Origin of the sequence: Bradyrhizobium sp. SUTN9-2 (assembly GCF_003122645.1) — a bacterium.
Classification (GTDB): Bacteria; Pseudomonadota; Alphaproteobacteria; order Rhizobiales; family Xanthobacteraceae; genus Bradyrhizobium; species Bradyrhizobium yuanmingense.
On sequence record NZ_LAXE01000001.1, the window covers coordinates 7,756,225 to 7,776,012 of the forward strand.

Genomic DNA, 19,788 nt, shown 5'->3' on the forward strand with positions numbered 1-19,788 from the left:
AGCTCGACCTGACCCATGCATTTGTCGCTGCGCGGCATTAGACTTGAGAATATTCGCCGAGTGAGCCTCATGCCCGTCCGCCAGCTGCCAGAACAGGTCGTCAACCGCATCGCCGCTGGCGAGGTGGTCGAACGTCCGGCGAGCGTGGTCAAGGAGCTGGTCGAGAACGCTATCGATGCCGGCGCGAGCCGCATCGACGTCTTCACCGACGGCGGCGGGCGGCGGCGAATCGGCATCACCGACGACGGCAGCGGCATGATCGCAAAAGACCTTGCGCTCGCCGTCGAGCGCCATGCCACCTCCAAGCTCGACGACGAGGACCTGCTGCAGATCCGCACCCTCGGGTTTCGCGGCGAGGCCCTGCCCTCAATCGGCTCGGTGGCGCGCCTCTCCATCACCACGCGGCACGCCAGCGAGCCGCACGCCTGGGCGTTGTCGGTCGAGGGCGGCGAGAAGTCCGGGATCATGCCGGCGGCGCTGGCGCATGGCACGCGCGTCGAGGTTGGCGACCTCTTCTACGCGACGCCGGCGCGGCTCAAGTTTCTGAAAACTGACCGCACCGAAGCGGAAGCCATCCGCGAAGTGGTACGGCGCCTCGCGATGGCGCGGCCCGACATCGCCTTCACGCTCGCCGGCGAGGAGCGCGCACCGGTGACCTGGACCGCGGCGCTGCCCGGCGCGGCCGGACGGCTGACTCGGCTTGGCGACATCCTCGGCGCCGAGTTCCGCAGCCACGCCATCGAGGTCCATGCCGAGCGCGAGGGCGTCGTGGTCGCCGGCTATGCTGCGGCTCCCGCGCTGACCAAGGCCAACGCACTCGGTCAATATCTCTTCGTCAACGGCCGGCCGGTGCGCGACAAGCTCATTCTCGGCGCCGTGCGCGCGGCCTATTCCGACTATCTGCCGCGCGACCGCCATCCGGTGCTGGCACTGTTCGTCACGCTCGATCCGCGTGAGGTCGATGCCAATGTGCATCCGGCCAAGACCGAGGTGCGCTTCCGCAATGCCGGCCTCGTCCGCGCGCTGATCGTGCATGGCTTGAAGGAAGCACTCGCACGCGAGGGCCGCCGCACCGCGGCCAATAGCGGCGAGAGCGCGCTGTCCTCGTTCCGGCCCGCCTTCATGCCGCCCCGCCCGGCAGGCTGGGACTGGCGCGCCTCGCCAGCCGCCCCGGTGGCGCCGATGCCGTCGTTCGAAGGCGCCGCCGCGCCCGCCTTCGCCGAGCGTGCGCAGGCTGCCTTCGACGTCGGCGCGCCCAGTGCTGACGTGCGGATCGAGAGCCAACCCGCCGGCGATCTCGTCGATCGCCCGCTCGGCGCGGCGCGCACGCAGATCCACGAGACCTACATCGTCTCGCAGACCCGCGACGGCCTGATCATCGTCGACCAGCACGCCGCGCATGAGCGCATCGTCTACGAGCGGCTGAAGGCCTCGCTCGCCGCGAACGGCGTACAGCGGCAGATCCTGCTGATCCCTGAGATCGTCGAGATGGACGAGGCGACGGTGGAGCGCCTGCTGGAGCGCAGCGAGGAGCTGGCATCGTTCGGCCTTGCCATCGAATCCTTCGGCCCCGGCGCGGTCGCGGTGCGCGAGACGCCGTCGCTGCTCGGCAAGACCAATGCCGGAGGCCTGTTGCGCGATCTCTCCGAGCACATGGCCGAATGGGACGAGGCGCTGCCGCTCGAACGCCGCCTGATGCACGTCGCGGCGACCATGGCCTGCCACGGCTCGGTGCGCGCCGGCCGCCGGCTGCGGCCGGAGGAGATGAACGCCCTGCTGCGCGAGATGGAGGACACCCCAAACTCCGGCCAGTGCAATCACGGCCGGCCGACCTATGTCGAGCTGAAGCTGAGCGACGTGGAGAAGCTGTTCGGGCGGCGGTGACGGTGCCGTAGGGTGGATTAGCCGAAGGCGTAATCCACCTCTTCAGCTTCCGCCGTGAGAGACAGTGGCGGATTACGCTTTGCTAATCCGCCCTACGCAAGAACACAAACTCCGTGTCGTCATAGGCCCGCCGCTCCAGCTCCTCAAAACCTTGTGGCGTCACGAACTGCGCGGCCTTCGCCTCTTCCACCACCAGCAGCGCGCCCGGGGTGAGCCAGCCGCCGTCGCGCAGGCTCGCGAGCGCCTTCTCGGCGAAGCCCTTGCCGTAGGGCGGGTCGAGAAACACCAGCGAGAACGGCTCGACGGGATGCGCGGGGCCGAGATCGGTCGCATCGCGGCGGTAGACCTTGGTGACGCCGCCGAGGCCGAGCGCCTCGACATTGTTGCGCAACAGCGCCCGCGCCTCCGCGCCGTTGTCCACGAACAGCGTGAACTTGGCGCCGCGTGATGAAGCTTCTATGCCGAGTGCGCCGGTGCCGGCGAAGAGATCGAGCACGCGCGCGTCCTGGATCGGATCGTCATAGGCGTGCACGAGGATGTTGAACACGGACTCGCGCGCCCGGTCCGCCGTCGGGCGGATGTCACGCGAAGACGGTGAGGCGAGATTGCGCCCCTTCAAACGACCGCCGACGACGCGCAACTTCAATCCTCCCGCGGCGTCAGGTCACGCTTGCCGTGATAGCCGCGCTTGGGACGGCGCGGCGGGCCGTAGCCGCTCGCCTCCATCTCGTTGCGCTCGCGCGCCTCCTCGCTGCCGGTGCGCTGCACCAGTACGCGGCGACCCTTGCGGTCGCTGATCACCGCGCGCTTGCTGGCGGGCTTCTTCTCGCCCGGTGCATCATCGGCGCGCGAAGATGATATCGAGGGCGCGTCGAACTGCGCGCCCGACTTCTCGATCACCTTGTCGCCGAGCTGCTCGCGCAGCACGCGCGCGCGGATCTCCTCGACCTGACCTTCCGGAATCTCGCCGAGCTGGAACGGGCCGTAGGAGACGCGGATCAGCCGGTTCACCTCGAGGCCGAGATGGGCGCAGACATTGCGCACCTCGCGATTCTTGCCTTCGCGGATCGCGAACACCAGCCAGACATTGGCGCCCTGGTCGCGTTCCAGCGTGGCCTCGATCGGACCATACTTGACGCCCTCGATCTCGATGCCGTTCTTGAGCTGGTCGAGCTGCGCCTGGGTGACGTCGCCATGGGCGCGGACGCGGTAGCGGCGCAGCCAGCCGGTGTCGGGCAGCTCGAGCGTGCGCGCGAGGCCGCCATCGTTGGTGAGCAGCAGCAAGCCCTCGGTGTTGAAGTCGAGCCGGCCGACGCTGATCAGCCGCGGCAGGCCTTCGGGCAGATTGTCGAACACGGTCGGACGGCCCTCGGGGTCGTCATGCGTCGTCATCAGCCCGCGCGGCTTGTGGTAGAGAAAGAGGCGCGTGCGCTCGCGCTCCGGCAACGGCTTGCCGTCGACCATGACGACGTCGTTCTTGGTGACGTCGAGCGCGGGCGAGTTGATGACGCGGCCGTTGACGGTGACGCGGCCCTGCGTGACCATCTCCTCGGCATCGCGGCGCGAGGCAAGCCCGGCGCGGGCCAGCACCTTGGCGATGCGCTCGCCGGCCTTCTTCGGCTTCGGCGCGTCGTCGCGGCGCGGCCGGCCCTCGAAATCACGATCGCGCTCGCGATAAGCGCCGCGGCCGCCGAAGGCGGGACGCTTCTCGAAGATCCTGCTGTCGTCCTCGTTGTCGCGGCGCGGACGGTCGCGGAAGCGGCCCTCGTTGCGGGGATGCTCCTGCCAGTCCATGCGGCCTTCGGGGCGCTGGCGTGGGCGATCGAACTTCGGACGGTCACCGCGTTCGCTGTCGCGGTCACGGGGCCGATCGAATTTCGGCCGCTCGCGGAACGGGCGGTCACCGGATGCGCGGTCGTCGCGCGAACGAGAGAAACGCGGACGGTCCTCACCGCGACCGCTCTCACGGCGATCGTCGCGCTGACGCCAGGGCTTCTCGTCGCCGCGATCGCGGCCGCCGAAATCCTTGTCGAAGCTCTTGCGCGGGCGATCCCCGCGCGGTGCGCGATCACCGCGATCGAAATTCGGGCGGTCTCCGCGCGGCTTGAAGCTACGTTCGCCACGATCCTCGCGCGACCCGCGATCCCCTCGGTCGCGTCCGCGATCCGGCCCGGCCTTCGAAAATTTCCGTTCGCCGTCGAACTTGCGCTCTGGACGGTCGCCGCGCGGCGCGTAGGGCTTCTTGTCGCCGAACTTCCTGTCGCTGGAGCGGCCGGCCGAGCGTGCATCGTCGCGATCCCTGCGGGGCGGACGATCGTCGCGGCCAAATGACGGGCGATCGCCGCGCGGCTTGAAGCTGCGCTCGCCGCGGCCTTCACTGCCGCGGTCGTCGCGCTTGAAGCGGGGACGGTCACTGAAATCGCGGCGCGGTGCGTCGCCTTCCTCGCGGCGGCGGAATGGACGGCTGTCGCGGTCGCCACGCGGCGGGCGGCTATCGCGCGCGCCCTTACCCCCACCCTTGCCCTCGAAGCTGCGCTTGGCGAATTTCTTCTCTGGCCCGCGCGGCTTGCCGCTACGGCCTTTGGCCGGGCCTCGCCGGCCGCGGGAATCGTTGTCTTTGTCGCTGTCGCGAGGCATGACTAATCTCACTTAAGGGGTGGCGCGAGCATTGTGCGCGCTCGCTGCGAGCGGCATGCTCAGGCAAAATCGGTATCCACTCTTGCTGAAGGCGGAGCTAGTAGCAGGTTTCTGGCGATGATACGAGGCATGAAAGCCCCTTCTTTCATGGATTTGGCGCTTCTGGCGGCCGAAAATGCCGGAAAAGCGGGCGAAGTTCCTGTTGGCTGCGTAGTGGTCCGCGATCACGAGGTGATCGCCACCGCGGCCAACCGGACGCTGATCGACCGTGATCCGACCGCGCATGCCGAGATCGTCGCGCTGCGCGCGGCCGCCGCGAAGATTGGCAGCGAGCGGCTGGTCGACTGCGACCTCTACGTGACGCTGGAGCCCTGCACCATGTGTGCGGGCGCGATCTCGTTTGCAAGGGTGAGACGGCTCTATTACGGCGCGGCCGACCCCAAGGGCGGCGCGGTGGAGTCAGGCGTGCGGTTCTTTGCCTCGCCGACCTGTCACCACGCGCCGGACGTCTATTCCGGCGTCGGCGAGAGCGAGGCGGCGCGGCTGCTCAAGGAGTTCTTTCGGGAGCGGCGGTAGGTCCGAGTCGCGTAGCCCGGATGGAGCGAAGCGCAATCCGGGACAGTGCCGCGGCGAGGAGAGAATCCCGGATTTCGCTGCGCTCCATCCGGGCTACAAGATCGTCAGGCCAAGAAAAACTCGCGCAACGCCCTCGCCGTCACGTCAGGATTCTCCTCCGTGAGGAAGTGCCCCGAATCCACCGGCATGCCGTCGACGTTGGTGGCCCATTGTGTCCACGTCTCCAGCGGCGTCGCGGCGGCCTGGGCGATGCCAGCATTGCCCCACAGCGCCAGCATCGGAATCGTGATCTTCTTGCCGGCCTCGAAATCGGCCTTGTCGAGGTCGTAATCGAAATAGGCGCCGGCGCGGTAATCCTCGCACATCGCGTGGATGCGGGCGGGATCGCGGAACGGGGCGAGGTAGTGCTCGAGCGCGCGCGGGTCGATCGCATCGAGCGTCTTCGACCTGGTCTGGCTCGCCATCTTGAAGCGCAGGAAGAACTCGCCTTGGCCTGCGATCAGCGTCTCCGGCAGCGGATAGGGCTGCGCCAGGAAGGTCCAGTGATAGATCTTCAAGGCATAGGCGCGGTTCATCCGCTCCCAGTAATTATAGGTCGGCAGGATATCGAGCACGGCGAGCTTCGACAGCCGGCCGGGATGGTCGAGCGCCAGCCGATACGACACGCGGCCGCCGCGGTCGTGGCCGGCGAGCGCGAAATGCACGTGGCCGAGGCGCTCCATCACCTCGACCATGGCTTTCGCCATGGCGCGCTTAGAGTAGGGGATGTGCAGCGCATCGCTCGCGGGCATGTCGGACCAGCCGTAGCCCGGCAGGTCGGCGATGATCAGCGTGAAGTGCTCGGCCAGCTCGGGCGCCACCTGGTGCCACATCACGTGGGTCTCGGAGAAGCCGTGCAGGAGCAGCAGCGGCGGGCCCTTGCCGCCGACGCGGGCGAAGATGCGGCCGAACGAGGTATCGATCCATTCGGCGGCGAAGCCCGGATAGAGGTCGGCGAGATCGGACATCTTGTTGCATCCTTGTTGGCCGGTGGCGGGGCCGCTCGACAAAAAGTGTCGAAAACAACCCCATGCACAGTACCGGTATTATCGTCGGGGCAACTAACCCCAACTGACGATTGCATATTCTGGAGTGTAGATGTGGCGGCGCGGTGACGCGAACGTCGCGATTCCGGACCGGCGCTTTTGGGGCGCCGTCCGCAATGACGCGCTAATTTTTGGCCTTTTCCGCCTCCACCGCCTGCCAGCCGATGTCGCGGCGGCAGAAGCCGTCCGGCCAGTCGATGCGGTCGACGGCTTGATAGGCGCGCGCCTGCGCTTCGGTCACGGTCGCCCCTAGCGCGCAGACATTGAGCACGCGGCCGCCATTGGCGAGGACCGCGCCGTCCTTGGCCACCGTGCCGGCGTGGAAGATCTCGACATTGTCGACCTTGGCAGCCTCTTCCAGCCCGCCGATGCGCGTGCCCTTCTGGTAGTCGCCGGGATAGCCCTTCGCCGCCATCACCACGGTCAGCGCGGATTCCTTGTGCCAGCGCAGGTCGAAATGCTTCAGCTCCCCGTCGCAGGCGGCGAGCAGCGCCGGCACGATGTCGCTCATCATGCGCAGCATCAAGACCTGGCACTCGGGATCGCCGAAGCGCACGTTGAACTCGAACAGCTTTGGCCCCTGCGTCGTCAGCATGATGCCGGCATAGAGCACGCCGCGGAACGGCGTGCCGCGCTGCTTCATGCCAGCGACCGTCGGCAGGATGATTTTGGCCATGATCGCGTCGTGGACGGCGGGCGTGACCAGCGGCGTCGGCGAATAGGCGCCCATGCCGCCGGTGTTCGGGCCGACATCGTGGTCGAACACGCGCTTGTGGTCCTGGGCGGAGGCCAGCGGAATCGCCGTCTCGCCGTCGCACAGCGCAAAGAAGCTGATCTCGCGGCCCGGCAGAAACTCCTCGATCACGACCTCGGCGCCGGCCTCGCCGAAGGCGCCCTCGAACATCATGGCGATGGCATCCTCGGCCTCGCGCACGGTTTTCGCAACGACGACGCCCTTGCCAGCGGCAAGGCCGTCGGCCTTGACCACGATCGGCGCGCCCTGGCTCTGCACATAGGCGCGCGCGTCATCGGCGTTGGTGAAACGCTTGTAGGCACCGGTCGGAATGCCGAACTCGGTGCACAGCGCCTTGGTGAAGCCCTTGGAGCTTTCGAGCTGGGCGGCCACCTTGCTCGGCCCGAACGCCTTGATACCGGCTTTGGTGAGATCATCGACGATGCCTGCCGCCAGCGGCGTCTCCGGCCCGACCACCACGAGCTCGACCGCGTTCGTCTTGCAGAAGTCGATCACGGCGGCATGGTCGGCGACATCGAGCGCCACGCATTCCGCCTCCCTGGCGATGCCGGCATTGCCGGGCGCGCACCAGAATTTGGTCACCAGGGGAGAGGCTGCGATCTTCCACGCCAGGGCATGTTCGCGGCCGCCGGAACCGAGGAGGAGAATGTGCATCGAAGGCTCAGGATAAGGGGTTTTGCTGGGGGCGGAGGTCGCATGAATCGGGGTGGGGCTCAAGAGGAAACGGCGCGAACTCCCCGCCATTCGATGTGCTCGATCATTCCAGGCGCTTGCTGGCGGATGACTTTTCGCCATGCGAGCGATCGGCTACACGGGAATTGCATTTCCCCGTGTGCTCGCGGGCGCTGATCCAACAAGGCCCAAAGAATGACTGAGAAGCCGCAAGCGGGCGCGCCCGCCCTGGAGAAAGGGCTGGACCTTCTGGAGGCGCTGGCGGGCGCGGCGCGCGGCATGAGCCAGAAGCAACTCGCTGAACACGTTGGGCGCTCCGTCAGCGAGATCTTCCGGATGCTGGTGGCGCTGGAGCGGCGGGGTTATGTCGCGCGCGACCCGGCGACCGGCGAATACACGTTGACGCTGAAGCTGTTCAGGATCGCCTCGCAATTCCCGCCGACCGAGCGGCTACTGAAGGCGGCGCTGCCGGTCATGGAGCAGCTCGCCTCGCGCGTCCAACTGTCCTGCCACCTGACGGTGCTGCACGGCGAGCAGTTCATGGTGATCGCCCGGATCGAGCCGGAATGGTTGATGGGCTGGTCGGTCAAGGTCGGCGCGGTGTTTCCGGTCACCCAGCAATACGCGTCGGCGAAGGTTCTGGCGGCCTTTCAGCTCGAGGGCCGGCGCCAGGAGCTGGCGCGGGTCATCGCGACCAATGACCGGATCAGCACCAAGAAGGCGCTTGCGGCGCTCGACCGCATTTCCTCGGAGGGTGGAAACTTCTCCAATGACGATGGCTATACGCGCATCCTTGCCTATAGCTGCCCGATCATCGAAGTCTCCGGCCGGGCAGTGGCCGCGATGACCGTCCCGCTGGTGAGGCAGGATCAGATCCCGGCAACCGAGGCCAGCACCATCGCCGCGGAGCTGCGTAGCGCCGCCAGGATCGTGTCCGAGAAGATCGGCGGCGTTTCCTGACGCGATAGCCGACATTGTAGGCGCCGCCATGCCTGGACATGGCGATTCCAGGAGAAGCCTTCGAGGGAGTCCCTGTGATATTATGATCCGATGCAGCTAATTTTCATCTATGGGCAAGTCGCCTCAGGAAAACTGACTATCGCGCGCCATCTTGCCTCCGGGACAGGGATTGCGCTGTTTCACAATCACCTTGTCGTCGATGCAGTTGGCGCGGTGTTTCCGTTTGGCACGGAGGCATTCGCGCGTTTACGTGAACAATTCTGGATGGCCGTGTTTGAGGAAGCTGCCAAGCAGAGGCGATCGTTGATATTCACATTCGCCCCCGAGCCAACGGTGGCTGGCGATTTTCCGATCCGAGTACAAGAATTAGTGGAGCGCAATGGCGGTGAGGTCATCTTCGTAGCACTTCACCTGGAACAGGCAGAGCAAGAGCGACGCCTGGTCGATGAAGATCGTGCCGCATTCGGCAAGATGCGGGACCTGTCGCTACTGCGCACACTCCGACCGCAGTTCGATGCCTGCATGGCATCAATGCCCCAGCCCGCCCTCACCCTCGATGCAGGTCATCTGAAGCCGTCCGAGAGTGCCGAGGCTATCTCAAGCCTGATCTCGGCAAAGGCTAAGTGAGAGACCTAGACTAAAGCGTGATGAGATCAGGTTTGATTGCGGCCTGGATTCACTCTTTTTGTTTCTCTTCTGCGCTTTCTCCATCGGAGCTTTTCGAGCGCTCTTCGAAACGATCGGCTCCCTTGGCTAGATCATGCCCCATCTTGCTCTCGTTTTTCGCTTCGTCCTTGGAAGTTGCTTCCCGCAAGCCTTCAGCGGCCCGTTCCCCCGCCTTTGATGATTGTCGTTCGTCATCCATTGGTGGCTCCTCCTGATAGGACGCCTCCCAGGAAGCTCGCAGCTCTATCCCGGATTGGACGTACCGACGTTCCAATCAGATCACCTGGACATTGTTCCCGATTCCGTTGACGCCCTTCGTCGAGCCGCGGCACATGCCAGCCGAACAGCCAGGCCGGCATCGATGCGCTCAGCACGGCTCGACGGGCCCAACAGCGCTCGCTCAAATGTCTCCCTGGATTCAGCGCCGGCGCCGCTGGATCAGGCGACACGCACCGCTGCGGGCCAAACGGCGACATGCTTCGTCGGTTCTGATAACCCTACTTGCGCGGAGAGTTATCGATGCAAGCCATGAATAACGTAAAGCAGGGATTGCTGGTTGCAATCTCGGTTGCGTCGCTGATTATCGTCGCGTATTGCGCGTATTTCCTTTTCAGGTATCCTAGTCTCATTTCGCTCATCACCTTCTTCGTAGTCGTGCCGGTGTTTCTGATCGTGGGGCTTGGCTTCTTCAGGATCGCCAGAAACCGGCACTAGGCACTCCGCCGGATCGAAACAATGCGGTCCATTCTGCGAATGGGTGGTCCAAGGACCGAAGGGATAAAAAAGGCCGACGACATGTGCTTCATTCTACTGGACATAGATGCGTGGGGTGCATTTTGGCTGGTGTTTTACGCCGCGGCCGCCGGTCTGAAGGCCAGAGCGCACGACTTGTGGTTCTGGGTCATAGTGGTGTTCATCGCCTACTTGGCGTTCGAATTTACTCGGGCTCACTTTCGGCAGCGCCGTCGGGCAAGTAACCGAGGTTGAGTTCCAAGACTCGAATACGCGAGATCCATCTGCGTTTTGCTTTCGAAGACGACAGATGAAGGGCACCGGTCATCGCCCGCCTTCGGTCCACAAGCGGTAATGCTTGGCCGATCACGAGATATCCGCTTGTTCCTCCGGACGCCGACATGCTTTGATGCGGACACGCCTCACGCCAGCGTCATCCCGCCATCCACGACCCAGGCGGCACCGTTCACGTGCGCAGCCTCGTCGGAGGCGAGAAAAGCAACGACGTTGGCGACATCCTGCGGCCGCCCATGAGTGCTTGCAACGTTTCGGCGCAACGCTATGTCGCCGTCACGCGCCTGGCTTTCCAATTCCCGGATCATGCGCGACTCGACCGGCCCTGGCAGAACGGCGTTGACCCTGATCCTCGTCTCCGCGACATCGAGCGCCGCCGTGCGTGTCAGCCCGAGCACGGCGTGCTTGGAGGCGACATAGCCGGCGAGTCCTGCGCGTCCCCGGATTGCGGATGTCGACGCAGTGTTGATGATCGCGCCCGTCCCGCGTTGCATCATCCTGGCGATCACGTGCTTGAGGCCGAGAAAAACGCCCTTGACGTTCACCTGCAGCAATTGATCGAACGTTTCGTCGGGATATTCGTGAAGAGGAGCGACGACGCCCTCGATGCCCGCGTTGTTGGCGAAGATGCCGATCGGCCCCAGACGTGCTTCGGTCGCCTCTACGAATGCGATCGTATCCTGAGCGAGGGAGACATCCGCGCGGATGGCGAGCGCCCTTGCCCCGGCCTTCTCGACCAGCTGTGCGGTGGCGCGTGCAGCCGCTTCGTCGCGGTCGACGATCGCGACCGCAGCGCTCATCTGCCCCAACTTTAGCGCAATGGCGCGCCCGATATCGCCCCCGCCGCCCGTGACCAGCGCGACCGGCCGATCCGTGCCACTCACGACTTCAGGAACTCGCAGCCGCCATCCGCCACAGGCCGCCAGGCCTCGGACGGCGCGATGGTCTTGACCAGCTTGTAATAGTCCCAGGAATATTTGGAATCGCTGGGGGTCTTCACCTCGAACAGATACATGTTATGCAGCTTGCGACCGTCGGCGCGCACGCTACCCTTGCCGAAAAGAGGATCGTCGGTCGGCAGCTTCTTCATCTGTTCGACCACCGCCTTGCCGTCGCTGGAGGCGCCAAGCGCATCAACGGCCTTCAGATAATGCAGCGTCGTGGCGTAGGCACCCGCATGCAGCGCGGTCGGATAGCGGCCGTTGTTGCGCGGCGCGAATCGCTTGGTCCAGGCACGCGTATCGTCATTCAGATCCCAATAGAAAGCTTCGGTGAACTGCAGCCCCTGCGCAATCTTCAAGCCGAGCGAATGCACGTCGCTGAGATACAGCACCGTCGCCACCACGCGCTGGCCGCCTTGCGGAATCCCGAATTCGACGGCCTGCTTGATGGAGTTGATGGTGTCGCCGCCGGCGTTGATCAATGCGATGATTTCCGCCTTCGAAGACTGCGCCTGCAACAGGAAGGATGAGAAATCCTGCGTGTTGATCGGCGTGCGCACGCCGCCGAGAACCTTGCCGCCGGCTTTCTGCACGACATTCTTGATGTCGCCTTCCATGGCGTGGCCGAAGGCATAGTCGGCGGTGAGCAGGAACCAGCTCTTGCCGCCGCTCTCGACGACGGCGCGCGCGACCCCCGACGAGAGCGCGTAGGTGTCGTAGGTCCAGTGCACGAGATTGGGCGAGCAGGACTTGCCGGTCAGGTCCGACGACGAGGCGCCGGAGACCAACAGCGTCTTGTTGTTCTGCTGCACGACGTTGCGCACCGCGAGGGCGACGGCCGAGTTCGGCGCATCGACGATGACATCGACGCCTTGCCGGTCGATCCACTCGCGCGCGATATTGGCGCCGAGATCAGCCTTGTTCATGTGGTCGCCGCTGATGATCTCGATCGGCCGGGTCATCCTGGGAGACGATGCCTGGAAATCCTCGACCGCCATCCTTGCCGCCAGCAGCGAGCCCGGGCCGGTGACATCGGCATAGAGGCTGGACATATCAGTCAGCACGCCGATGCGGAGCGGCTTTGCTTCTTGCGCCCGTGCACCGAGCCCCGTCATGCCCAACGCCAATCCGCCGGCGCCAGCCAGCAGCCGGCGGCGGCTCACTCGAAATCGTGCTGCCATGGGCAGACCCTCCTTTGTCTTGTGCGTGTTTCTTCCCAATTTTCGCCGCCCGCATGTACATCGCACGCAGGCTGATCTTGTCGTTCAGGGCGTGAGGCGCTCGACGAGCCTGCGATCCTCGACCTCGAATCCGCCGCCATAGACGTCCGACACCATGAAATGCGCGCCGAGGATCTCCGGCTCGAGCTCGGCGATCGGATCGTACGCGCTGGCGTGCAGCGTCATCGCGGCACGGCCCGGCACGGGCTTGGAGTATTTCAACGGCGTGCGGCGATAGGCGATGTCGGCATAGGCCGTGCCGAGCCGCTCGGGATGCGGCAGACGGCGCACATGGATCTCGCCGGCCGGCAGCTCGTCGCCGTCGACGATGCGGACGACCGGCGCCGATGGATCCGGCGTGAAGGCGAAATCGGCGAGCGGAATGCCGCGGCGGCGGACCCATCCAGTGATCGATCCATCGGCATGCTCGTCGAACGCGTAATGCGCATCCTTCTTGGTGTAGCCGAACACCTCGCGCCCGGCGCAGATCCCCATGGGATCGCTGCAATACATGAAGATGTGCGTCTCGGTGAACAGCCCCTTGTAGCGCACGGGCACCGAGATCATCAGGTCGAACATCTCGCCCGCGTGCACGGCGAGGGAATGGCCAGGCGAACGCATGAAACGAAAGGCCACGCGGTCGCTGGCGATTTCGAACGGCGTCTCTGCGAGCAAGGTCGCGACCTTGCCGGGCGCGACACGGGTCATGATCTCGACGGTGCGCAAGGTGCAGCCCCACTCCACTGGATAAGCCGGCGAATAGGGCGGATTGACCCCGCTATTCGGCTTGAGCTGGTACTGCCCGAACATGCGTCCGCGCGGGTCGTCGGGATCGGTGACCACAGCCATGGGGCCGCTTCCTCTGATTTATATATGATTTGTAAATTTCATATATGAAATTTAGGTCGAGTCAAGTTGCCTTCCAAGCTGCGGTTCCTTGGGTCTACCGAATCGATTGGCGCTGCGGCGCGAAAATCCTTAACGTCGGGCCTGACCCCGAAATGCCGAATCGTTTGCTATGCCGCCTGCGGAACAACTGCTCAACGCGCCTGAATTCACCGTCTCCGAACTGTCCCTGTCCCTGAAGCGGACGGTCGAGGACGCCTTCGGCCATGTCCGCGTCCGCGGCGAGATCTCCGGCTTTCGCGGCGCCCATTCCTCCGGCCATTGCTATTTCGCGCTCAAGGACGAGAGCGCCAAGATCGAGGCGGTGATCTGGAAGGGCGTGCATAGCCGCATGCGCTTCAAGCCCCAGGAGGGGCTCGAGGTGATCGCCACCGGCAAGCTGACGACCTATCCGGGCTCCTCGAAATACCAGATCGTGATCGAGGCGCTCGAGCCGGCCGGCATCGGCGCGCTGATGGCGCTGATGGAGGAGCGCAAGAAGAAGCTCGCCGCCGAGGGCCTGTTCGACGAGGCGCGCAAGCAGCTGCTGCCGTGGCTGCCGGAGGTGATCGGCGTCGTGACCTCGCCGACCGGCGCCGTCATCCGCGACATCCTGCATCGGCTGGAGGACCGCTTCCCCCGCCGCGTGCTGGTGTGGCCGGTCAAGGTGCAGGGCGACGGCTCGGCCGAGCAGGTCGCGGCCGCGATCCGCGGCTTCAACGCGCTCTCCGAGGGCGGCAGGATTCCGCGGCCCGACGTGCTCATCGTCGCGCGCGGCGGCGGCTCGCTGGAGGACCTCTGGTCGTTCAACGAGGAGATCGTGGTGCGGGCGGCGGCCGAGAGCATGATCCCGCTGATCTCGGCGGTGGGGCACGAGACCGACATCACGCTGATCGACTTCGTCGCCGACAAGCGCGCGCCCACGCCGACGGCGGCGGCCGAGATGGCGGTGCCCGTGCGCAGCGACTTGTTCGTCGAGGTGGGCGATCTCGGCCGCCGCACCCGCGCCTGTTGGCAACGCGCCCAGGAGAGCCGCCGCAGCGAGCTGCGTGCCGCCGCGCGCGCGCTGCCGGCAGCCGGCGATCTGCTCGCGATCCCGCGGCAGCGACTGGATTCGGCGGGCGCCTCCCTGCCCCGCTGCCTCAAGGCCAACACGCACGCGCATTTCCGCAGGTTCACCGCCGCAAGCGCGAAGCTGACGCTGCGCGTGCTGCACGGCCAGATCTCGCAGGCCGATCATCGCCTCACCGTGTGCGGCGAGCGGCTCGGCCTCTCCACGCGCTCGCTGCTGCGGCGGCGGCGCGACCGCTTTGCGGGGCTGGAGGTTCGCTTACGCGCCTCGAAACTTGCGAATGCGCAGGCGCAGCGCAATGCGATTGCCCGCCAGCGCGAGCGCACGCATCGTCTGACTGAGCGGGCGCAGCGCGCGCTTGTCACGCTGCTGCACCGATTGGAGGCGCGGGTCGAGAACAGCGGCAAGCTGCTCTCCGCGCTGTCCTATCGCAGCGTGCTCGCGCGCGGCTTTGCGCTGGTGCGCGACGAGGCCGGCCATCCCGTGCATGCGGCTGATACGATCGGCCCCGGCGCGCGGGTCGAGATCGAGTTCGCGGATGGCCGCGTCGGCGCGACGGCGGATGCGGATCGTGCGGCGCCTGCGGAGAGGCGCGCGCCGGCGCAGCCCAAGCCGGTGGCGGAGACGAAGCCGGCGCCGAGGCGGTTGGCCAAGCCGGTGGATCAGGGCAGCTTGTTCTGAGGAGGGAGGACGGGCTCTATCCGCGTCATTGCGAGGAGCCCTTGCGACGAAGCAATCCAGACTGCTTCCGCGGAGGGATTCTGGATTGCTTCGCTGCGCTCGCAATGACGATGTGGCGACAGCGCGTCTCCCATTCAAATCTACTTCAGCGACACGACAATCCCGCCTCGATCGTGGTCCAGAAGCCGCAATGGTCCGGCGCGCGATGGGAGGCGTGGGCTTCGAACAGCAGGATCGCGACGGTGAAGACGACCAGGGCGGAGGCGAAGAGCGTGATGCGGCCATGCATGTGAGATGCGTTTAATCGACATCGTGGTCGAACTAAGGCGAGGCCAAGCGCGGCGGCACCACCCTCACCGCGCCAGCCATTGCGCGACGTCCTTCTGCGAGGCGGCGCGGGCCTCGGCATCCCCGTGCTCGGGCGCAGCGGCGGCGTGCAGCGGCGTGCTGGCGCGGTCGAAATCGTGATCGGCGCCGGGATAGACCACGATGCGCGCCAGCGCGCTGCGGCCGCGCGCGCCGTCCACCATCTGGCGGCAGGCCGGCGGCGACGACACCTCGTCATCGGCGCCGATCAAGACCAGCGTCGGCACCCGCGTGCTCCAGCCGAGGCCCGCCGAGATCCGGCAATCCGGATAGAACGCAATCGCGGCGCGGAAGTCCGGACCGTGATCGCGCCCCGCGCTCTGCGGACGCACGGCCCAGAGCAGCGCGCTCGCACCATTGGCCCAGCCGATCAGGCTGACACGGTCCCGCGCCACGAAAGGCTGCTGCATCAGCCAGGCGCGCGCGGCCGCGATATCGGCGACGCGTTCGCGCCGCGCCTTGACGTGCATCTCCTTGACGCGGCATTGCGGGCCGAGCTCGCGCGAGCCGTAGCTGTCGGGCAGCAGCACGGCATTGCCGGCCTTGAGCAGGCGTTCAGCCCAATCGCGATAGCGCGGCAGCACGGGATCGGAATGGCTACCCAGCCCGCCGCAGCCGTGCAGCGCGATCACGGCCGGGAACGGCCCCTCGCCCGCGGGCTTGTAGAGCTGCGCATGGAGCACCCCGGAGGCGAGCGGAATTTCGACCGGCTGCGGCGCCGGGGCGGCGTGCGCGGCCGACATCAGCAGCGTCAGGAACAAAGCGGCGAGGCGAAGGCGCATCGGACTCTGCGGCAGGAGCTGCCGGAACCGGCGCCCCTTCGACCGAAGCCTTATCATGCGAAAACGGCGGCAAATCATCACGAACCGGTGGGTTTAACGGGCGGACAAGCCACCCCATCTATGCTACATCCCGTCCAACACATCGTGCCTTCCACGGCGTTCCTGGAGAGGCCCCCACGGAGACTTTCGACCGTGCTGAACAAGTTCGGCCCCTCGGGCCATGGCGAAGCGCAGGTGCAATATCTCGACGGCGATTTCCGCGTGATCTCGCCGGGGACCTTCGTGCGCTGCGCGATCACCGACGTCCGCATCCCGCTCGACGAGCTGAAGTACTGGAGCGTCGATCTGCAGGAGGCCTATGCCACGCCCACCGCGGTGCTGCAGCGGCATTTTCCCGGCACGCTGAAGCAGCCGTGATTCTTCGGCCCTCGTAACTCCCGTAGCACGGGCAAAACCGGCAGACCTATGAGTCTGGTGGTAACAATTGCAGACCGCAATTTCATCTGACACTCCTGGACGCGGCTTCATTTAATAAGATTGCGGCCATGAATGCCGGCTGAATGTTCGCCGATATCTAAAATTGTCAGGCTTCCATTGGGGCCCATTTAAGCCGGCCCGCACCACATTGCCTCGGGATAAAGTGGCAATCGGGCAGGAAGCATGGACCTCCGGAGAATTTTCAGCCGTTCGTTCGGTGTACCTTCGAGCGCTAGGGATCATTTGCTCGAACGGTTCATCCGCGACGAGACGGGCAGTTACGTGCTCATTTCTGCGCTGCTCATGCCGGTCCTGGTCGGCACTGCCGGCCTCGGAACGGAAGTGGGCTGGTGGTACTACAAGCACAAGAACATGCAGAGCGTTGCAGATTCCGGCGCAGTCAGCGCTGCGACGGCTGCCAGTGTCGGCGGCGACCCCTCGTCGGAAGCCAAGGCGGTCGCGGCAAATTATGGTTACACCGACGGCGCGAACGACGTCACTGTCACGGTGAACCAGCCACCGAAAACAGGCAGTCAGGCGTCGAACGCACAGGCCATCGAAGTCATCGTCAGTCAACCGCAGCGTCGGCTGCTGTCCGCCTTGTTCGGCTCGGATCGCGTACCAATCACCGCGCGCTCGGTCGCCCTGCCCAATTCCGGGACGGGCTGCGTCCTTGCGCTCAACAGGAGCGCAAGCCCCGCTGTCAATGTCAGCGGCGGCAACCAGCTCAACCTGATCAAGTGCAATCTCTACAGCAACTCGAGCGCAAGCCCCTCGCTCAACGTCGCCGGCAGCGCCACGGTTGCGGCAAACCAGGTCGGCGTGGTTGGCGACGTCTCCGGCGCGAGCAGCATCACGGCGACCAACGGAATCAAGACGCACATCACGCCCGTCGCCGATCCCTATGCCGACGTCACTCCGCCGACGCGGCCGAGCTGCAGCAATGCCAAGATCACGGTCAACGCCAACGGAAAGACGAACTCGCTCGACCCCGGCTGCTACATGGGCAGCATCACGGTCAACGCCGGCGCAGTCCTGAACCTCAATCCCGGCATCTACTATCTGGACGGCGCCAGCTTGAGCGTCGCCGGAAATGCCACCATCACCGGCAGCGGCGTCACCCTGGTGTTCACGGGCTCCGGCAGCGACTGGGGCACCGCCTCGATCGGCAGCAACGCGACCGTCGACCTGACCGGGCCGACCAGCGGCCCGACGAAGGGCATCGTCATGTACGGCGACCGCAACATGCCGGCCGGGACCAATTTCAATCTCACCGGCGGTGCTACGCAGAATTTCGGCGGTGCCATCTACCTGCCAAAGGCCAATCTCAGCTTCAGCGGCGGCAACGGCACCAGCACGTCCTGCACCAAGATCATCGCGGATACGCTGACGTTCAGCGGCACGTCGAACCTGCAGGTCAATTGCACCGCGCTCGGCACCGCGACGATCGGTTCGCAAACCGCGCAGCTCGTCGAATGAGGTTTGGAGCGATGCAGATCCAGAATGTCTCATCCAGGTTTGGCCGTCGATGGCTTGGTTATCTGGCGCGGCACGTGCGCAATGCGGCCGGTGATCAACGGGGCGTCGCGGCAGCCGAGTTCGCCATCCTGGTTCCCCTGCTGTCCCTGATGGTCGTCTCGGTCACGGACATCGGGCTTGCGCTCTATCGCAAGATGCAGGTCGAAAATGCCGCGCAAGCAGGAGCCCAGTACGCGATTGCACGCGGCTTCGACACGAGCGGCATCGCGAACGCCGTCGCAAGTGCCACCAGCGCGACGAACATCACCGCCTCACCTCCGCCGGTCCAGTTCTGCGGATGTCCGACGAGTGCGGGCGTGAGCGCCACCAGCTGCGGAACGGTCTGCACCGGCGGTGCGCCGGCCGGGACATATACGACGGTCTCGGCGCAAGCGACGTACTATACGATCATCGATTATCAGATCGTGGCGGCCACCTACACATATACCGCGCAGTCCACCACGAGGCTGCAGTGAAGCTCACCGAATTATGGCGGGACACGCGCGGCACCACAGCGCTGGAATTTGCGCTGACCGCTCCCGTGTTCTTCCTGTTCATATTCGGGATCATCGAATGCGGGCTGCTGTTCTGGACTCAGCTCGGAATCCAGCATGGCAGCGAAATGGCCGCGCGCTGCGCGAGCGTCAACAACACGCTCTGTCCGAGCAGCGGCGCGATCACGACCTACGCTGCCCAGCAGGCCTACGGCCTCACGCTCCCCCCGGGGACATTCACCTTTGCCACGGCCGCATGCGGCAACCAGGTCAGCGCGAGCTATTCATTCGAGTTTCCGCAGATCATCAACCTGTCTCCGATCACGCTGACCGCGCGAGCCTGCTTCCCGAGTTGAGGTCGCCGACAGAAAAATGGATTCTGCCATGCCAATCGCTTGCGTTCTACATTCCTTGCAGCCGTGGGTGAGTCGTTTCGCCCTGTGGTTGGATTCTTTGTTGCAATTCCGCGCCCTAGAGTTGTTTGATGAAGTTCTGCTGAAACAAAGCACTGCTATAGTGCACGTTAGGTAATTGACCCTGTTCTTTTTTTATCGCACAGACGATCCGGTCAACCAAACAGCCATCGAGCGTTGGAACTGGCGCGGTCTGTGAACGGGCTCATATCGAAGAGCCATCTGACGGGCGACGATCACCTTGAAAATTCGCGGTGGAATATCTGTAAATCGACAATCAAGCGATGGGGGTAATCATGCCCGCCATTTTCGACCTGCTCTATCGTGAATATTGCCGCGCCCGTCTCGCTGAGATGCGCAAACAGCTTCTGATCGCAGCTGAGCGCGCTGAAGCTGTCGCAGCGGATCATTATCCCGCGACGCTGAGTGACGATGAGAGAACGGACCCGCACCGCAAGACCGGTCTCGGCCTGCCGAATTGAAGCGGCTCCAAGACCGGCGATCACTCCCGCGTAGCAGTGACCAAGCAATTGGCAACAGTTTGGGAGACGGCAATGAATACACCCGAATGCTACACCGTCGTCGTCGCCTGCATGTCGTGCCTCACCATCATCGGATTGATGGCCGCCGGCGCGTGGTGAGCATGGCTCGTTGCAGACATGATTCCGACTTCGACATG

The 19,788-nt window shown here is 65.0% G+C and carries 21 protein-coding genes; 11 read left to right on the forward strand and 10 right to left on the reverse strand.

Annotated elements, in window-relative coordinates; translation table 11 throughout:
- Positions 1-69 precede the first annotated feature (69 nt).
- A complete protein-coding gene (gene mutL, locus XF30_RS35950; protein WP_109145331.1) occupies positions 70-1,884 on the forward strand; it encodes a DNA mismatch repair endonuclease MutL in 1,815 nt (604 codons plus the stop codon).
- A gap of 82 nt (positions 1,885-1,966) precedes the next feature.
- On the opposite strand, the gene rsmD is transcribed toward mutL, so the two are convergent.
- Complete coding sequence (gene rsmD / locus XF30_RS35955; protein WP_109145332.1) at positions 1,967-2,524, reverse strand: 16S rRNA (guanine(966)-N(2))-methyltransferase RsmD; 558 nt, start codon at positions 2,522-2,524, stop codon at positions 1,967-1,969.
- 2 nt (positions 2,525-2,526) lie between these two features.
- On the reverse strand, positions 2,527-4,521 hold the full coding sequence (locus XF30_RS35960; RefSeq protein ID WP_192893352.1) for a pseudouridine synthase: 1,995 nt from the start codon (positions 4,519-4,521) through the stop codon (positions 2,527-2,529).
- A gap of 117 nt (positions 4,522-4,638) precedes the next feature.
- On the opposite strand from XF30_RS35960, the gene XF30_RS35965 reads away from it, so the two are divergent.
- Positions 4,639-5,097 (forward strand): nucleoside deaminase, encoded by a 459-nt coding sequence (locus XF30_RS35965; protein ID WP_109145334.1) that lies wholly within the window; start codon positions 4,639-4,641, stop codon positions 5,095-5,097.
- Between the two features lie 104 nt (positions 5,098-5,201).
- On the opposite strand, the gene XF30_RS35970 is transcribed toward XF30_RS35965, so the two are convergent.
- Together XF30_RS35970 and purD are read right to left on the reverse strand one after the other, a co-directional pair.
- A complete protein-coding gene (locus XF30_RS35970) occupies positions 5,202-6,104 on the reverse strand; it encodes an alpha/beta fold hydrolase (RefSeq protein ID WP_057027653.1) in 903 nt (300 codons plus the stop codon).
- A 202-nt stretch (positions 6,105-6,306) separates the two neighbouring features.
- Positions 6,307-7,590, reverse strand: a complete 1,284-nt coding sequence (purD, locus tag XF30_RS35975; RefSeq protein ID WP_109145335.1) for a phosphoribosylamine--glycine ligase — start codon at positions 7,588-7,590, stop codon at positions 6,307-6,309.
- 213 nt (positions 7,591-7,803) lie between these two features.
- Between purD and XF30_RS35980 the strand changes: the two genes are divergently transcribed.
- The gene (locus XF30_RS35980) at positions 7,804-8,568 is read left to right on the forward strand and encodes an IclR family transcriptional regulator (RefSeq protein WP_109145336.1); all 765 of its coding nucleotides are present in this window, start codon (positions 7,804-7,806) and stop codon (positions 8,566-8,568) included.
- Between the two features lie 90 nt (positions 8,569-8,658).
- Entirely contained in the window at positions 8,659-9,195 is a 537-nt protein-coding gene (locus XF30_RS35985; RefSeq protein WP_109145337.1) for a P-loop nucleotide/nucleoside kinase family protein, read from the forward strand.
- A gap of 49 nt (positions 9,196-9,244) precedes the next feature.
- On the opposite strand, the gene XF30_RS35990 is transcribed toward XF30_RS35985, so the two are convergent.
- The gene (locus tag XF30_RS35990; RefSeq protein WP_109145985.1) at positions 9,245-9,433 is read right to left on the reverse strand and encodes a hypothetical protein; all 189 of its coding nucleotides are present in this window, start codon (positions 9,431-9,433) and stop codon (positions 9,245-9,247) included.
- Between the two features lie 320 nt (positions 9,434-9,753).
- On the opposite strand from XF30_RS35990, the gene XF30_RS35995 reads away from it, so the two are divergent.
- Complete coding sequence (locus XF30_RS35995; protein ID WP_109145338.1) at positions 9,754-9,948, forward strand: hypothetical protein; 195 nt, start codon at positions 9,754-9,756, stop codon at positions 9,946-9,948.
- A 440-nt stretch (positions 9,949-10,388) separates the two neighbouring features.
- Here XF30_RS35995 and XF30_RS36005 read toward each other — a convergent pair whose 3' ends face one another.
- The 3 genes from XF30_RS36005 to XF30_RS36015 form a co-directional block, all read right to left on the reverse strand.
- Positions 10,389-11,144: an SDR family NAD(P)-dependent oxidoreductase gene (locus XF30_RS36005; RefSeq protein WP_158284445.1), complete on the reverse strand. Its 756-nt coding sequence runs from the start codon at positions 11,142-11,144 to the stop codon at positions 10,389-10,391.
- Positions 11,141-12,382: an ABC transporter substrate-binding protein gene (locus tag XF30_RS36010; protein ID WP_502696153.1), complete on the reverse strand. Its 1,242-nt coding sequence runs from the start codon at positions 12,380-12,382 to the stop codon at positions 11,141-11,143. The genes XF30_RS36005 and XF30_RS36010 overlap by 4 nt, the downstream gene beginning before the upstream one ends.
- An 84-nt stretch (positions 12,383-12,466) precedes the next feature.
- Positions 12,467-13,270 (reverse strand): acetoacetate decarboxylase family protein, encoded by an 804-nt coding sequence (locus XF30_RS36015; protein ID WP_204524535.1) that lies wholly within the window; start codon positions 13,268-13,270, stop codon positions 12,467-12,469.
- Between the two features lie 169 nt (positions 13,271-13,439).
- Here XF30_RS36015 and xseA point away from each other — a divergent pair, with 169 nt between their 5' ends.
- On the forward strand, positions 13,440-15,059 hold the full coding sequence (gene xseA / locus XF30_RS36020; RefSeq protein ID WP_109145341.1) for an exodeoxyribonuclease VII large subunit: 1,620 nt from the start codon (positions 13,440-13,442) through the stop codon (positions 15,057-15,059).
- Between the two features lie 145 nt (positions 15,060-15,204).
- Here xseA and XF30_RS38795 read toward each other — a convergent pair whose 3' ends face one another.
- Positions 15,205-15,348, reverse strand: coding sequence for a hypothetical protein (locus XF30_RS38795; protein WP_167361668.1), 144 nt, complete (start codon positions 15,346-15,348; stop codon positions 15,205-15,207).
- Between the two features lie 64 nt (positions 15,349-15,412).
- Positions 15,413-16,207 carry a dienelactone hydrolase family protein gene (locus tag XF30_RS36025; protein WP_192893353.1) on the reverse strand — a complete coding sequence of 265 codons (795 nt, stop codon included), beginning with the start codon at positions 16,205-16,207 and terminating at the stop codon, positions 15,413-15,415.
- Between the two features lie 192 nt (positions 16,208-16,399).
- Here XF30_RS36025 and XF30_RS36030 point away from each other — a divergent pair, with 192 nt between their 5' ends.
- The 5 genes from XF30_RS36030 to XF30_RS36050 all read left to right on the forward strand — a co-directional run bounded on the left by XF30_RS36030 (position 16,400) and on the right by XF30_RS36050 (position 19,591).
- Positions 16,400-16,624, forward strand: coding sequence for a DUF2093 domain-containing protein (locus XF30_RS36030; RefSeq protein WP_057027643.1), 225 nt, complete (start codon positions 16,400-16,402; stop codon positions 16,622-16,624).
- A gap of 303 nt (positions 16,625-16,927) precedes the next feature.
- Positions 16,928-18,163: a TadE/TadG family type IV pilus assembly protein gene (locus XF30_RS36035; RefSeq protein ID WP_244609079.1), complete on the forward strand. Its 1,236-nt coding sequence runs from the start codon at positions 16,928-16,930 to the stop codon at positions 18,161-18,163.
- 11 nt (positions 18,164-18,174) lie between these two features.
- Positions 18,175-18,678 (forward strand): TadE/TadG family type IV pilus assembly protein, encoded by a 504-nt coding sequence (locus XF30_RS36040; protein ID WP_081494560.1) that lies wholly within the window; start codon positions 18,175-18,177, stop codon positions 18,676-18,678.
- Positions 18,675-19,052, forward strand: a complete 378-nt coding sequence (locus tag XF30_RS36045; RefSeq protein WP_244609080.1) for a TadE/TadG family type IV pilus assembly protein — start codon at positions 18,675-18,677, stop codon at positions 19,050-19,052. The genes XF30_RS36040 and XF30_RS36045 overlap by 4 nt, the downstream gene beginning before the upstream one ends.
- Before the next feature lie 353 nt (positions 19,053-19,405).
- The gene (locus XF30_RS36050; RefSeq protein ID WP_225124433.1) at positions 19,406-19,591 is read left to right on the forward strand and encodes a hypothetical protein; all 186 of its coding nucleotides are present in this window, start codon (positions 19,406-19,408) and stop codon (positions 19,589-19,591) included.
- Positions 19,592-19,788: the final 197 nt, after the last annotated feature.

What these genes read in the sequence shown, in the direction of transcription:
- mutL (WP_109145331.1), top strand. Translation starts at nt 70, where the DNA reads ATGCCCGTCCGCCAGCTGCCAGAACAGGTCGTCAACCGCATCGCCGCT.
- XF30_RS35960 (WP_192893352.1), bottom strand. Translation starts at nt 4,521, where the DNA reads ATGCCTCGCGACAGCGACAAAGACAACGATTCCCGCGGCCGGCGAGGC.
- XF30_RS35965 (WP_109145334.1), top strand. Translation starts at nt 4,639, where the DNA reads ATGATACGAGGCATGAAAGCCCCTTCTTTCATGGATTTGGCGCTTCTG.
- XF30_RS35970 (WP_057027653.1), bottom strand. Translation starts at nt 6,104, where the DNA reads ATGTCCGATCTCGCCGACCTCTATCCGGGCTTCGCCGCCGAATGGATC.
- purD (WP_109145335.1), bottom strand. Translation starts at nt 7,590, where the DNA reads ATGCACATTCTCCTCCTCGGTTCCGGCGGCCGCGAACATGCCCTGGCG.
- XF30_RS35980 (WP_109145336.1), top strand. Translation starts at nt 7,804, where the DNA reads ATGACTGAGAAGCCGCAAGCGGGCGCGCCCGCCCTGGAGAAAGGGCTG.
- XF30_RS35985 (WP_109145337.1), top strand. Translation starts at nt 8,659, where the DNA reads ATGCAGCTAATTTTCATCTATGGGCAAGTCGCCTCAGGAAAACTGACT.
- XF30_RS35990 (WP_109145985.1), bottom strand. Translation starts at nt 9,433, where the DNA reads ATGGATGACGAACGACAATCATCAAAGGCGGGGGAACGGGCCGCTGAA.
- XF30_RS35995 (WP_109145338.1), top strand. Translation starts at nt 9,754, where the DNA reads ATGCAAGCCATGAATAACGTAAAGCAGGGATTGCTGGTTGCAATCTCG.
- XF30_RS36010 (WP_502696153.1), bottom strand. Translation starts at nt 12,382, where the DNA reads ATGGCAGCACGATTTCGAGTGAGCCGCCGCCGGCTGCTGGCTGGCGCC.
- XF30_RS36015 (WP_204524535.1), bottom strand. Translation starts at nt 13,270, where the DNA reads ATGGCTGTGGTCACCGATCCCGACGACCCGCGCGGACGCATGTTCGGG.
- xseA (WP_109145341.1), top strand. Translation starts at nt 13,440, where the DNA reads ATGCCGCCTGCGGAACAACTGCTCAACGCGCCTGAATTCACCGTCTCC.
- XF30_RS38795 (WP_167361668.1), bottom strand. Translation starts at nt 15,348, where the DNA reads ATGCATGGCCGCATCACGCTCTTCGCCTCCGCCCTGGTCGTCTTCACC.
- XF30_RS36025 (WP_192893353.1), bottom strand. Translation starts at nt 16,207, where the DNA reads ATGCGCCTTCGCCTCGCCGCTTTGTTCCTGACGCTGCTGATGTCGGCC.
- XF30_RS36040 (WP_081494560.1), top strand. Translation starts at nt 18,175, where the DNA reads ATGCAGATCCAGAATGTCTCATCCAGGTTTGGCCGTCGATGGCTTGGT.
- XF30_RS36050 (WP_225124433.1), top strand. Translation starts at nt 19,406, where the DNA reads ATGCCCGCCATTTTCGACCTGCTCTATCGTGAATATTGCCGCGCCCGT.